Origin of the sequence: Mycobacterium sp. IS-3022, from assembly GCF_001500065.1 — a bacterium.
Taxonomy (GTDB): domain Bacteria; phylum Actinomycetota; class Actinomycetes; order Mycobacteriales; family Mycobacteriaceae; genus Mycobacterium.
The window spans coordinates 1-12778 of sequence record NZ_LQIN01000027.1 but is presented as its reverse complement, the minus strand read 5'-3'; the positions used below and the strand labels follow the sequence as shown (position 1 = coordinate 12778).

Annotated in this window: 13 protein-coding genes and 1 pseudogene; 7 read left to right on the top strand and 7 right to left on the bottom strand. The window is 66.9% G+C overall.

Features of this window, described 5'->3' with window-relative positions:
• Window positions 1–263: 263 nt before the first annotated feature.
• The 4 genes from AU188_RS16990 (at window position 264) to AU188_RS16975 (ending at window position 3465) form a co-directional block, all read left to right on the top strand.
• On the top strand, window positions 264–683 hold the full coding sequence (locus tag AU188_RS16990; protein WP_059164868.1) for a TM2 domain-containing protein: 420 nt from the start codon (window positions 264–266) through the stop codon (window positions 681–683).
• On the top strand, window positions 673–1083 hold the full coding sequence (locus AU188_RS16985; protein WP_059164867.1) for a DUF2752 domain-containing protein: 411 nt from the start codon (window positions 673–675) through the stop codon (window positions 1081–1083). The genes AU188_RS16990 and AU188_RS16985 overlap by 11 nt, the downstream gene beginning before the upstream one ends.
• Before the next feature lie 78 nt (window positions 1084–1161).
• Window positions 1162–2580, top strand: coding sequence for a pyruvate kinase (gene pyk, locus AU188_RS16980; protein ID WP_059164866.1), 1419 nt, complete (start codon window positions 1162–1164; stop codon window positions 2578–2580).
• An 18-nt stretch (window positions 2581–2598) separates the two neighbouring features.
• The gene (locus AU188_RS16975; protein WP_059164865.1) at window positions 2599–3465 is read left to right on the top strand and encodes an acyl-CoA thioesterase II; all 867 of its coding nucleotides are present in this window, start codon (window positions 2599–2601) and stop codon (window positions 3463–3465) included.
• A gap of 5 nt (window positions 3466–3470) precedes the next feature.
• Here AU188_RS16975 and AU188_RS16970 read toward each other — a convergent pair whose 3' ends face one another.
• The 7 genes from AU188_RS16970 to AU188_RS16940 all read right to left on the bottom strand — a co-directional run bounded on the left by AU188_RS16970 (window position 3471) and on the right by AU188_RS16940 (window position 10669).
• Entirely contained in the window at window positions 3471–4052 is a 582-nt protein-coding gene (locus AU188_RS16970; RefSeq protein WP_059164864.1) for a DUF4190 domain-containing protein, read from the bottom strand.
• The gene (locus tag AU188_RS16965) at window positions 4049–5539 is read right to left on the bottom strand and encodes an ATP-binding cassette domain-containing protein (RefSeq protein WP_059164863.1); all 1491 of its coding nucleotides are present in this window, start codon (window positions 5537–5539) and stop codon (window positions 4049–4051) included. The genes AU188_RS16970 and AU188_RS16965 overlap by 4 nt, the downstream gene beginning before the upstream one ends.
• Complete coding sequence (gene cydD / locus AU188_RS16960) at window positions 5532–7082, bottom strand: thiol reductant ABC exporter subunit CydD (RefSeq protein ID WP_059164871.1); 1551 nt, start codon at window positions 7080–7082, stop codon at window positions 5532–5534. The genes AU188_RS16965 and cydD overlap by 8 nt, the downstream gene beginning before the upstream one ends.
• A 23-nt stretch (window positions 7083–7105) precedes the next feature.
• Entirely contained in the window at window positions 7106–8146 is a 1041-nt protein-coding gene (gene cydB / locus AU188_RS16955) for a cytochrome d ubiquinol oxidase subunit II (RefSeq protein ID WP_059164870.1), read from the bottom strand.
• A gap of 25 nt (window positions 8147–8171) precedes the next feature.
• Complete coding sequence (locus AU188_RS16950; protein ID WP_059164862.1) at window positions 8172–9626, bottom strand: cytochrome ubiquinol oxidase subunit I; 1455 nt, start codon at window positions 9624–9626, stop codon at window positions 8172–8174.
• Window positions 9627–9688: 62 nt separating this feature from the next.
• Window positions 9689–10294, bottom strand: coding sequence for an HdeD family acid-resistance protein (locus tag AU188_RS16945; protein ID WP_059164861.1), 606 nt, complete (start codon window positions 10292–10294; stop codon window positions 9689–9691).
• A 51-nt stretch (window positions 10295–10345) separates the two neighbouring features.
• Window positions 10346–10669 (bottom strand): hypothetical protein, encoded by a 324-nt coding sequence (locus AU188_RS16940; RefSeq protein WP_156426725.1) that lies wholly within the window; start codon window positions 10667–10669, stop codon window positions 10346–10348.
• Between the two features lie 67 nt (window positions 10670–10736).
• On the opposite strand from AU188_RS16940, the gene macS reads away from it, so the two are divergent.
• The 3 genes and pseudogenes from macS to AU188_RS25630 all read left to right on the top strand — a co-directional run.
• Complete coding sequence (gene macS, locus AU188_RS16935; protein ID WP_172799534.1) at window positions 10737–11900, top strand: MacS family sensor histidine kinase; 1164 nt, start codon at window positions 10737–10739, stop codon at window positions 11898–11900.
• Window positions 11873–12523, top strand: coding sequence for a response regulator (locus tag AU188_RS16930; RefSeq protein WP_059100092.1), 651 nt, complete (start codon window positions 11873–11875; stop codon window positions 12521–12523). The genes macS and AU188_RS16930 overlap by 28 nt, the downstream gene beginning before the upstream one ends.
• Before the next feature lie 43 nt (window positions 12524–12566).
• A pseudogene (locus AU188_RS25630) lies at window positions 12567–12778 on the top strand (DUF2339 domain-containing protein); the annotation flags it as partial.

Below are 12778 nucleotides of genomic sequence, written 5' to 3'. Positions count from 1 at the left end.
GATCGCCGAAGAACAACGCCAACAGCAGCTACTCGCCGAAGCCCTCGCCCGCGACTGCGAACCACCACCCTTCTAGAGACTGACGGCAATCCTCAAGAGTCGTCGAAATGCCAAGAGGCACAGTATGTTCAGATTTGCGTGCGCGTCCACGACGCGATGTCCGCGGCTGTCTTGGCGATCACCACAGTACCAATGGCGCCTCGTTCTGAGATCGGCGAGGTTTCCTACTGACCGGCGCTGGTTCGTCTGGCATGCTGGGGGCCATGACTGAGCCGCAGTTCGGTGGCAGTGAGCATGGCAACACGCCCCCACCGCCCCCGCAGCAGCCCGATTACCCGCCGCAATATCCGCCTCCACCCGGCCAGTACGGTCCGCCGCCAGGGGGCTATCCGCCCGTGTATGGCGATCCGACGGCCCCGTATGGCCGCCATCCGCTGACGGGTGAGCCGTACTCCGACAAATCCAAGACCATTGCGGGCCTGCTGCAGCTGATCGGCCTTTTCGGTGTGGTGGGTATCGGCCGTATCTACCTCGGCTACACCGGACTCGGCATCGCGCAGTTGGTGGTCGGCCTGCTCACCTGCGGCATCGGTGCCGTCATCTGGGGCATCATCGACGCCATCCTGCTGCTCACCGACCGGGTTCGCGATCCTCAGGGGCGCCCTCTGCGCGATGGCACCTAGCGCCGACACGAGCCGCAAACGGCTGTACGGTGCGCTCGGAACGGGCGCCCTGCTGACGGGTGCGTTGGCCTACATCGGCATCGCCGATCCGCACCGCCCGAGCTTCCCCTATCCGTCATGTCCCTTCAACGCGCTTACCGGGCTCTACTGCCCGGGCTGCGGTGGCTTGCGGATGACGCACGACCTGCTGCACGGCGACCTTGCCGCGGCGCTGGCCGACAACGTATTTCTGCTCGTGGGGCTCCCGCTGTTGTTGGGATGGCTTCTGATCCGGTGGCGCCAAGACAAACCGATGATGAACACACCGGCCACCGTCGTGATCATCGTCTCGGTCGCGGCCTGGACGGTCGTGCGCAACCTGCCCGGATTCCCGCTGGTTCCGACCGTTCTCGACGGGTGACTCGCAAGCTTCGACGGTGACCCCGCAAGCACTTCGGGTGGCCCTCGACTGAATCGATAACGACTATGCTCGGGAGTCGTGAATAGGCGCGGGAAGATCGTCTGCACCCTCGGTCCGGCCACAGCCAACGAGGACGCTGTTCGCGCGCTCGTCGAGGCCGGAATGGACGTCGCGCGGCTCAACTTCAGCCACGGCGACTACCCCGACCACGAGGCGAACTACAAGCGGGTGCGGGCGGCCTCCGACGCCACCGGGCACGCCGTCGGCATCCTCGCCGATCTGCAGGGTCCCAAGATCCGGCTGGGCAGGTTCAAGGATGGGCCGACGTTCTGGGCCACCGGGGAGACGGTGCGCATCACCGTCGACGACATCGAAGGCACCCCCGACCGGGTGTCGACCACCTACAAGCGCCTGGTCGAAGACGCCACGGCCGGCGACCGGGTCCTCGTCGACGACGGCAACGTCGGCCTGGTCGTGGAACGCATCGAGGGCAACGACGTCATCTGCACCGTCACCGAGGGCGGTCCGGTCAGCAACAACAAGGGCATGTCGCTGCCCGGCATGAACGTGTCCGCTCCTGCGCTTTCGGACAAGGACGTCGACGATCTCGAATTCGCTTTACGCCTCGGCGTGGATTTCGTCGCGCTGTCATTCGTCCGCTCACCGGCCGACATCGAACTCGTACACGAGGTGATGGACCGCGTCGGTCGACGAGTGCCCGTCATCGCCAAGCTCGAAAAGCCCGAAGCCATCGACAACCTCGAGGCTGTCGTGCTGGCGTTCGACGCCATCATGGTCGCCCGCGGTGACCTCGGCGTCGAGCTGCCGCTCGAAGAGGTCCCGCTCGTGCAGAAGCGCGCTATCCAAATGGCAAGGGAGAACGCGAAACCCGTCATCGTCGCCACCCAGATGCTGGAGTCGATGATCGAGAACTCGCGGCCGACCCGCGCTGAGGCGTCCGACGTCGCCAACGCGGTTCTCGACGGCACTGACGCGGTGATGCTCTCCGGTGAGACGTCAGTCGGCAAGTACCCGCTCGAAACCGTCAGGACCATGGCGCGCATCATCCACGCCGTCGAGGAGAACTCGGTGGCCGCTCCCCCGCTGACTCACGTACCCCGGACGAAGCGCGGCGTCATCTCCTATGCCGCCCGCGATATCGGCGAGCGCCTCGACGCCAAGGCGCTGGTCGCCTACACCCAGTCCGGTGACACCGTGCGCAGGCTGGCGCGGCTGCACACGCCGCTACCGCTGCTGGCGTTCACGTCGCTGCCGGAGGTCCGCAGTCAGCTGGCACTGAGTTGGGGCACCGAGACGTTCATCGTCCCGCACATCCAGACCACCGACGGAATGATCCGGCAGGTCGACAAGTCGCTGCTGGAGCTCGGCCGTTACAAGCGTGGCGACCTGGTGGTCGTCATCGCGGGCATCCCGCCCGGCACAGTAGGCTCCACGAATCTGATCCACGTGCACCGGATCGGGGAGGACGACGTCTAGACGTTGAGGAGGAAGTGCTTGTCAGGCTCCGCGGATTTCGACGAGCTGCTCGCGATACTTCACCTCCGCCAATCCGACGAGGACGTCTACATCGGCTCTCATCCCAGCAAGAACCCCGTGCGCACCTTCGGCGGTCAGATGATTGCCCAGGCGTTCGTGGCCGCCAGCCGCAGCCTGAAGCATCCGACGCCGCCGAGCGCGCTGTCGGCTCACTTCATCGCCGGTGGCGATCCTGAGAAGGATCTCGAGTTCCACGTCGTACGGCTACGTGACGAGCGTCGGTTCGCCAACCGCCGCGTCGACGTGATGCAGGACGGTCAGCTGCTGACCACCGCCATGGTGTCGTTCCTGTCCGGCGGCCGCAGCCTCGAGCACGGCATCGCACCGCCCGACCTGCCTGACCCGCAATCGGTTCCGCCGGTGGACGATCTGCTACTCGGATACGAAGACGTCGTCCCACATTTCGTCAACGCGTTGCGGCCGATCGACTGGCGCTACACCAACGATCCGAGTTGGGTGATGCGCCGCAAAGGTCAGAAGCTGCCGCACAACCGGGTGTGGATGAAGGCGCTCGGGCAGATGCCCGACGACCCGGTGTTGCATGCCGCCGCGCTGATCTACTCGTCGGACACCACCGTGCTCGACTCGATCATCACCACGCACGGCCTGTCGTGGGGCTACGACCGGATCTTCGCGGTCACCACCAACCATTCGGTGTGGTTCCACCGGCCGGTGCGCTTCGACGAGTGGGTGCTGTACTCGACGTCCTCACCGGTGGCTGCCGACTCCCGTGGCCTGGGTACCGGCCACTACTTCGACCGCGCCGGTAAGCCGATCGCCACCGTGGTGCAGGAGGGCATCGTCAAGTACTTCCCAGCGCGCTAGAGGGGCTATGGCGTGGGCGTCAACGTGACCGAGAATTCGTCTTCGACACGTTGCTGGAACTCCTCGGCGCACTGTTGCACAGCTTCCTGATCGTTGCCGGCGCGTGAGATGCAGTCGATGTAATCGGTGCCGCCCACCTGGTTGAATCCCCACACGGCCAACCAGATCAGCACGATGGCCTCGATGATGCTCAGGAACCCGAGGACGATGCCGGCCACCGCCATGCCACCGTTGGTGGCCTCGCCGCGCTTGGCCCTGCCCCACCCGAGGAAACCCAGAATCACCGCGACGACGCCGAGCACGATGCCACCGAAGACGGACACCAGCGCGACGATCGCGATCACCAACGACGCGATGCCGAGGCCGTTCTTCGGGGCGGTCGCGGGCGGCGGGTAACCGGGGTAGCCCTGCGGCGGAGGGGGATAACTGCCGGGATAAGCCCCGTACTGCGGTGGCGGAGGCGGCGCCTGCGGGGAATTCGGAGGGGGCGGCTGCGGCGGATTCTGTGGCGGCGCTTGCTCAGGGTTCTGTGGCGATGTCTGTTCAGGGTTGTGTGGTGGCGTCTCGGGCTTGTCCGGTTCGCTCATGCCGATGAGGTTACTCCGCGGTCAGCGAAAATGAGGGTAGGACAGTCAACGTGGTCGGGCAGATGGTGGGTCGCGACGACCACCGTACGGTCGGCGGGGAAAAGCCCGCCGGGCGTGAGCAGTTCGGTCAGAATCTGGCCGGCATCGGTGGCATCGAGGTGTTCGGTCGGTTCGTCGAGCAACACCGTGGCGGCCGTGGTGAGAAGGGCACGCGCCAGCAGTAGTCGCCTGCGTTGTCCCGCGGATACGGCGGCCGCCCCGCCGACGAGGACTGTCGACAACCCGTCCGGCAACCCGTCGAGCCACTCCCCAAGTCCGATCCGCCGCAGCGCGATTCGGATCTCTTCGTCGGTCGCATCCCCCCGGGCCACCAGCATGTTGTCCCGCACAGTCGTGGCGAACAGATGCGCGTCTTCGGCGAAAAAGACTGTGTCCGAGTTCGTTTCGGCTATCGCCAGCAGCAGCGTGGTCTTGCCCGACCCGCTGGGTCCGAGGATCGCGAGACGACCACCAGCTGGCAGCGTCACGTCCGGAACCCGCGGCCTTGTCCGTGCCGAATCGGTCGTCGTGGTCAATTCGGCGAGGCGACGAGCCGCGATACGCGACCTGGTGAGCTGCACCGCAGCCGCGGGCAATGCGGTGGTCGCCTCGAACGCCGACAGCGGCAACAACATCAGGATCGCCAGAGTCGTCGGTGCAACAGAGTCGGCGATCGCGATTGCTGCGATCACGGCGCCGAGCACGCTGACGCCGATCGCCGCGGTCGACGCAGCGGCGGCCATCGCGGCGGGGGCGGCCGCGCGGTCTGTGGCTCGGCCCCAGTCGCGTTGTCGGCGATCCGAATCGGCGAGGATCGCGTCGAGGCGGCCGCTGACGCGAAGCTCCGGTGCATACTCGAGCGCGAGCATCACCGCGATGTCGCGGCCCGAATGATGTTGGGCTGCGACGGCTTCGGTGTCCGCGGCGGCACGGGCCGCCAACGACGGCGCGATGACGCCCGCGACGATGAGGCAGCATGCCAGGACGGCCGCCGCGGCGGTCGACACGATGCCGATGCCCACGACGGCCGCCAGCCCCAGCACCGCAGCCACGGCGATCGGCAGCACCGCGCGGACCACCACGTCAGCGAGATCGTCGACGGACGCGCCGATCCGGGCCACCAACTCGCCGCTCGGCATCCGCGACACCGTGTCCGCGGGCGCTTCGGCCAGCCGCCGGTACAGCATTTCGCGGGTGTCCGCCGCCGAACGCAGCGCGGTGTCGTGGGCCGCCAGTCGCTGGCAGTACCCCAGCACCCCGCGGGAGATGCCGAGCGCGCGGACCGCCACCACCGCGACGGTGAGGTGCAGCACCGGTGGCATCTGCCACGCCCTCGTGATCAGCCACGCCGAAATCGCGGCCAGCGCCAGAGCGCTGCCCAGTGACAGCACACCGAGCAGCACGGCGACGAACAGTCGTCCCAACCGAGGCCGCAGCAGCTCACGCATCGACAAGGTCTCCCAGCGTCAGCACCTGATCGCCGATCGCGCGCACCGGATCGCGATGGCCGACGACCAGCACGGTGGCACCGGCCCGCGCCCGCGCGACGATCGCTTCGAGAACACGCGCTTCCATCGCCGCATCGAGGTGTGAGGTCGGTTCGTCGAGCAGCAGCACCGGCGCGTCCGAGCCGAGTGCCCGGGCCAGCCCCAACCGTTGCCGCTGGCCGAGCGACAGCCCAGAGCCGTCGCGACCGAGCACAGTGTCCAGCCCGTCCGGGAGGGTCGCGAGCACCTCGTCGAAACCCGCTGCGCGGCAGGCGCCTTCGAGGTCCGGCAGACGACCGAACAGCTCGAGGTTGTCCCGTATGCTGCCTGGCACCAGCACTGGGCGATGCGGCAGCCAGGCGATCTGGTCCCACCACGCCCGCTGGTCGAGGTCACCGACATCGATGCCGTCGACCGAAACCTGTCCCGGATGCAGCCCGAGGATCGTGTGCAACAGAGTCGACTTGCCGGCGCCGTTGGGGCCGGTCAGCACCGTCACCCGACCCGGCTCCACATCCGCGTCGAGCGCCCCGATGTGGATGGTGGCGCCGGCCCCCCTGACGCTTCCGGTTCCCGCCGACCGGTGCGGCAGGGCGTCGAGGAGTCGAAATGCGGCCTCGGCGGCGGTTTTACCGTCCTGAGCGGCGTGGAACTCCACCCCCACCCGGCGCAGCGGCCAGAACACCTCGGGTGCGAGCAACAGCGCGGTCAGTCCCGCGGTCAACGTCATCTCGCCGAACACCAGGCGCAGTCCGATGCCGACGGCGACCAATGCGACGCCCAACGTGGCCAGAAGTTCGAGCACCAGCGCGGACAGAAACGCGATCCGTAGTGTGGCCATCGTCGAACGGCGATGTGCGGCAGCGAGTTCGGTGATGCGGTCGACAGATCCGTCGAGCCGTCCCAACGCCCGCAACGTGGGGATGCCGGCCACCAGGTCGAGTAGCCGTGACTGCAGTGTGGTCATCGCTGCGAGCGCTGCCTCGGAGCGGTCCTTGGTCAGCAACCCGATCAACACCATGAACACCGGGACTAGCGGCAATGCAACCAGCACAATGAGCGCCGAACGCCAGTCGACGGCCGCGATCACCAGCACGGCTGCGGGAGTGAGGATTCCCGCCAGGAATACCGCGGGCAGATACGCGGTGAGGAAGGGCCGCAGACCGTCCAGGCCACGCGTGACCAGCGCGGCGGCGGTGTCGCGTTCGACGGCGAGCCGCCGCGGCGGCAGCGCGGTGACCGCGCGCAACACCTGACCCGCGAGATCGGCGATGACCCGCGTTGCGCCCGTGGAGGCCAGGCGGCCCTGAAGCCAGTGCGCCAAAGTGCGGATACCCCACAGCCCGAGCAGAACTGCGAGCGGGCCGGCCCAGTGCCGGATATCGCGGGTCGCGGGTTCGGTGATCACGCCGGCCACGATGTCGGCCAGCACCACCGCCGCGGCTATCGTCGCGGCGGTGATGGCCACGCCGCACATCACCGACGCGACCAGGTAACGCCGCATCGCCTCGGACGCCCGCCACAGGTTCACGGCATCCGCCGGGTCAATCCCACGGGGGCCGGAATGTCCTCTGCGGAGATGCGCTGCCGGAACACCCAGTACGTCCAACCCTGATACAGCAGCACCAGCGGCGCGAACACCAGCGCCGCCCAACTCATGATCGTCAACGTGTACGGGCTCGAGGATGCGTTGTCGACTGTCAGGCTGAAGGCCGGATCGATTGTCGACGGCACCAGGTTCGGGTACAGCGCGCCGAACAACAACACCACCAGCGCCGCGACGACGACCGTCGTGCACGCGAACGCCCACCCTTCTCCGCTGCGGCGCCACACCCGGCCGATCGCGGTCAGTTGGGCGCATCCGGCGACCAGCAACACGATCCAGGTCCAGCTCTTGCCGTGCGCCAGTTGAGTCCACAACCCGAACGAGGCCAGCACCGCTGTCACGGGCAGCGCCAGCGCGTTCGCGAACCGCAACGCGTCATTCTTCACCGCCCCATCGGTTTTCAGCGCCACGAACACGGCGCCGTGCCACAGGAACAGCCCGGCAGTGGCAAGGCCGCCGAGCAACGTATAGCCGTTGAGCAGATCGAGGATCCCGGCGTGCATTCGCTTGTCGGCGTCCACCGGAAGCCCACGAACCAGTGCCGCGAACGCGACGCCCCACAGCACAGCGGGCACCCAGGACCCGACGGCGATCCCGACGTCGGCCCATCTGCGCCAGTCCGGGTCGTCGATCTTGCCGCGCCATTCGATGGCCACCACCCGCAGAATCATCGAAACCAGGATCGCGAGCAGGGGCAGGTACAGCCCCGAGAACATCGTCGCGTACCAGTCGGGGAACGCGGCGAACATCGCACCGCCGGCGGTGATCAGCCAGACCTCGTTGCCGTCCCAGACCGGGCCGATGGTGTTCAGCGCCGCCCGGCGGTGCTTTTCGGGGTTGTCGCGGGCCGCGCGGCCGAACAGTCCCATCAGCATGCCGACGCCGAAGTCGAACCCCTCGAGGACGAAGAAACCGAGGAACAGGCCCGCCATCACCACGAACCACCAGTCCTGCAGGGCCATTGCCGCCATTGCCAATCACACCCTCTCAATACGCAAACGACAGCGGTGCCACCTCGTCGTCAGCCGGCGGCAGCGGCGCAGCGGGTTCGGAATCGTGCTCCTGCGGTCCTTCGACGGTGTAGCGGCGGATCAACCAGAACCAGATCACGGCGAGGACCGCGTACACCAGGGTGAAAGCGGCCAACGACAACACGACCATGCCGACCGGATGCCCGGACACACCATCGGCGACGGTGAGCCGGATCATCGGGTCCCCGGTCGGATTCGGCACCACCACCCACGGTTGACGGCCCATCTCGGTGAACACCCAACCGGCGCTGTTGGCCAGGAACGGGGCAGGCAGCGACAGCAACGCGAATCGGGACATCCAGCGCGCCTGCGGGATTCGCCCGCCGCGCGTTAACCAGAGCACCGTCAGTGCGAACAGCACCGGGACGGAGAGCAAGCCGATCATGGCGCGGAACGACCAGTAGGTCACGAACAGGTTGGGCCGGTAGTCGCCGGGGCCGAACTTCTCCACGTACTGCTGTTGAAGATCCTTGACGCCCTCGAGGCGGACGCCTTCGAATTGACCTTCTGCCAGGAACGGCAGCACGTACGGGACCTCGATGAGATGAACGACGCTGTCGCAGTTGTTGTGCGTGCCGACGGTGAGCACGGAGAAGTCGGGATCGGTTGCGCTGTGGCACAACGATTCCGCGGAGGCCATCTTCATCGGCTGCTGTTCGAACATCAACTTGCCTTGAACGTCGCCGGTGAGAACGAGGCCGACCGTCGACACCAGCACCACCAGGCAGCCCATGATCGCGGCGGGCCGGAACATCGTGTGCGCCTCGGACTTGTTCTCCCGTCGTGCGCGCATCATCCACCACACGCACACGCCCGCGACGAATGTGCCTGCGGTCAGGAACGCCCCGAACACCGCGTGCGCGAACGCCGCAACCGCAGTGTTGTTGGTGAACAGCGCGACGATGCTGGTGAGTTCCGCGCGACCGGTCTCCGGGTTGAAGCGGGCCCCGACGGGATGTTGCATCCACGAGTTCGCGGCGATGATGAAGAAGGCCGACAGGTTCACCGCGATCGCGACCACCCAGATACAGGCGAGATGGACCAGTCGGGGGAGGCGGGTCCACCCGAAGATCCACAGCCCGAGGAACGTCGACTCGAAGAAGAAGGCGGCCAACCCTTCCATCGCCAACGGCGCGCCGAAAACGTCGCCGACGAACCGCGAGTACTCCGACCAGTTCATGCCGAACTGGAATTCCTGCACGATGCCGGTGGCCACGCCCAGGGCGAAGTTGATCAGAAAGAGCTTGCCGAAGAAGCGGGTCAGCCGGTACCACGCGGTGTTTCCGGTGATCAGCCAGGCCGTCTGCATGCCCGCGATCAGCGGTGCCAGTCCGATGGTCAGCGGCACGAAGATGAAGTGGTACACGGTGGTGATGCCGAACTGCCACCGCGACACATCGAGCGCGTCCATCTCACCCTCTTTCGTGGCTGCGAGTACAGCCTACGACAGGGTGTAGTAGACGTCAGTGTGGGTTAGCTCACCGGCGCTTCCGCCGCAGGTGAGGCCGCGGATCCGCCGGGCGCGTCGAGGTTCTTCGAGGCCTTGCGGATACCGAACGCGGACACGATCTCGAAGACGCCGATCACGATCAGCGAGATCCCGGCCACCACGGTGAGGATCGCGAGCGACTCGAACGGCGCCGCCAGCATCACCACGCCCGCGATGAGGCTGATCACGCCGACGATGATCTCCCACACACGGCCGGGCAAGGTCGGGTCGCTGATCGCCGATACCGCCGTTGCCACACCACGGAAGATGAACCCGACGCCGATCCAGATCGCCAGCAGCAGGATCGATTCCTGCAAACTGCGGAAGCACAGCACGGCAAGGATCAGGGCCGCAGCACCAGAGATGAACAGCAGCACCCGGCCACCCGCCGAGACATGCAGGCTGAACGCGAAGATCACCTGTGCGATGCCGGCGACCAGCAGGTACGCGCCGAAGAAGATCGCGGCAATGACGATGGTCTTACCCGGCCACAGCCAGACGAGCACGCCGAGTGCAACGGCCAGGATGCCGGAGAGCAGGGTGGTTTTCCAGAGGTGCCGCAGCAAGCTGGGCGGTGCGGTGTTTTCCATTGCCGCAGTTTGACACAGCGGAATGGAATCGCCGTTGCATTTCGGTATCGATCAGCTTCCAGTCGCGAGTGGCCGGAATTGCTCGAGAAACACAAAGAAGTCGCGGATCTGCGTGGTGGTGGGCACGAATTGCTCAACGAATCGGTCAGCCGACCCTATCGGGTCGGGCGACACTGCATTTGGAGGCACGTACTCCTTCCACATGCCTTCGAGCACGTCCGCCACTGGGAGGACGGTGGACTCGTCGGTGGTCGGCCCGGGGGCCACGAAATCGGTCGGCTCGGCTGCAGCAGGAACAGCGAAAAAGCAAAGGCTCGAGGCGGCGGCGCAAGCGGCTAGGAGCAATTTCGCGGCACTACGAGTTGGCGCATCCATAATCAATCCTCTTGAGCATTACCAGAAGACGTATCGTAGGTATTCAGAAGTCCCGGCCGTCAGTGAAATGGCAAATCGAACGCAGCGTTGCGGAGGCGGTGTCGTGGTGGAAAGCGCCCCGGACCCGGCCGCGCCGCTGTGGCGTGCGGCGCAGGTGTTCCGGCTGTTGAGTTGCCTGTATGCGCTCGGGTTTCAAGTGTCGGTCAACAGCGATCTGGACCGGCCGGGTGTGGCGTGGTTCCTGTTCGCCTCCTTGCTCGCATGGAGCGCCGTCTGCGCGGTCGCCTATCTGCAGGGATTCGGGCGACGTCCGCTGTGGGTGCTGGCCGAAATCGCCGTCGTGGTCGGGTTGATCCTGTCGACCGAAGTCGTCGCGTCGCCCCAGTGGGCATTCGACAACCAGTCCTGGCCTACGACGCTGTGGGCCACCAACGCCACCATCTCGGCGGCGATCGTCGCCGGCCCGATCGCCGGGATGTTGACCGGGGTGGTGGTGATGATCGCCAGCACAGTCGTCAAGGGCTTCATCAACTACGACCTCGGCCGCAACGCGACGATCGTCATCGAGCTCGCCGTCGGCCTCGCGGTCGGCATGGCCGCGCAGACCGCGCGGCGGGCACACGCCGAGCTGGAGCAGGCGGCGCGGCTCGCGGCGGCGCACCAGGAGCGGGAGCGGTTGTCGCGCCAGGTGCACGACGGCGCGATCCAGGTGCTCGCGCTGGTGTCCCGGCGCGGCCGCGAAATCGGCGGTGCAACAGCCGAACTCGCAGAGCTCGCGGGAGAGCAGGAGCGCGCGTTGCGCCGGCTGGTCAGCTCCGGGGAGAGCGAACCGCGGCTCGGTGCGACGACCGACGTCGGCGCGCTACTGCGCCAACGCGCGTCTGACCGTGTCTCGGTGAGTCTGCCCGCCGAACCGGTGCTCCTCGAAGCGGGCGTCGCCACCGAGTTGTACGCCGCGGCCGCCAACGCGCTCGACAACGTCGCGGCCCACGCGGGATCCGACGCCCACGCCTACGTGCTGCTCGAGGACCTCGGCGATACGGTCACGGTGAGCATCCGTGACAACGGCACCGGGATCGCCGACGGCCGGCTCGACGAGGCAGTGCGCGAGGGTCGGATCGGGGTGGCGAAATCGATTGTGGGACGGATGAACTGGCTGGGTGGCAGCGCCAAGCTGACCACCGGGCCGGAAAGCGGGACGGAATGGGAACTGACGGTACCCCGACGGTGATGGTCGTCGACGACCATCCCATCTGGCGCGACGCGGTGGCCCGCGACCTCGACGAGGACGGCTTCACCGTGGTCGCCACCGCCGACGGCGTGGGCTCGGCACGCCGCCGCGCCCTTGCGGTCCAGCCCGACGTCGTGGTGATGGACATGCGGCTCGCCGACGGTGACGGCGCGCAGGCGACCGCCGAGGTGCTCGCCGTTTCGCCGTCGTCGAGGATCCTGGTGCTCTCGGCGTCCGACGAGCGTGACGACGTGCTCGAGGCGGTGAAGGCCGGTGCCACCGGCTATCTGGTGAAGAGCGCTTCGAAGCAGGAACTCGGCGCCGCGGTGCGGGCCACCGCCGAGGGCCGAGCCGTCTTCACCCCGGGCCTTGCCGGGTTGGTGCTGGGGGAGTATCGGCGCATCGCGCAGACACCGGGCCCGGAGACGCCGAGCCTGACCGAGCGCGAGACCGAGATCCTGCGCTACGTGGCCAAAGGCTTGACCGCCAAGCAGATTGCCGCCCGGCTGTCGCTCAGCCACCGCACCGTCGAGAACCATGTCCAGGCCACGTTCCGCAAGCTGCAGGTCGCCAACCGCGTCGAATTGGCCCGCTACGCCATAGAACATGGCCTAGACGAGTAGTCCTACTCATCCGCGAGGCGGTCGCGGCTGTGACGATGACGCCATGACCGAACCGCATCGCGCCGTCATAGCCCGGCTGTCGGCCGACTTCGCCGCCATCTCAGCGCAGTTGGCGCGCGCTTCGGCCGATCTGGCCGAACTCGACCGGCTGCTGGCACCGTCGTGGGCGCCGCCTCAGCAAATTTCCCAATACGTTGCGCCCGTTCACTATTCACCTCCATACATGGCACCCTCCCCGCCGCCACGACCGGCACC

Coding starts and splice junctions, on each gene's coding strand:
- AU188_RS16990 (WP_059164868.1), top strand. CDS start 264: ATGACTGAGCCGCAGTTCGGTGGCAGTGAGCATGGCAACACGCCCCCA.
- AU188_RS16985 (WP_059164867.1), top strand. CDS start 673: ATGGCACCTAGCGCCGACACGAGCCGCAAACGGCTGTACGGTGCGCTC.
- AU188_RS16970 (WP_059164864.1), bottom strand. CDS start 4,052: ATGAGCGAACCGGACAAGCCCGAGACGCCACCACACAACCCTGAACAG.
- AU188_RS16965 (WP_059164863.1), bottom strand. CDS start 5,539: ATGCGTGAGCTGCTGCGGCCTCGGTTGGGACGACTGTTCGTCGCCGTG.
- cydD (WP_059164871.1), bottom strand. CDS start 7,082: ATGCGGCGTTACCTGGTCGCGTCGGTGATGTGCGGCGTGGCCATCACC.
- cydB (WP_059164870.1), bottom strand. CDS start 8,146: ATGGCCCTGCAGGACTGGTGGTTCGTGGTGATGGCGGGCCTGTTCCTC.
- AU188_RS16950 (WP_059164862.1), bottom strand. CDS start 9,626: ATGGACGCGCTCGATGTGTCGCGGTGGCAGTTCGGCATCACCACCGTG.
- AU188_RS16945 (WP_059164861.1), bottom strand. CDS start 10,294: ATGGAAAACACCGCACCGCCCAGCTTGCTGCGGCACCTCTGGAAAACC.
- AU188_RS16940 (WP_156426725.1), bottom strand. CDS start 10,669: ATGGATGCGCCAACTCGTAGTGCCGCGAAATTGCTCCTAGCCGCTTGC.
- macS (WP_172799534.1), top strand. CDS start 10,737: ATGGCAAATCGAACGCAGCGTTGCGGAGGCGGTGTCGTGGTGGAAAGC.
- AU188_RS16930 (WP_059100092.1), top strand. CDS start 11,873: ATGGGAACTGACGGTACCCCGACGGTGATGGTCGTCGACGACCATCCC.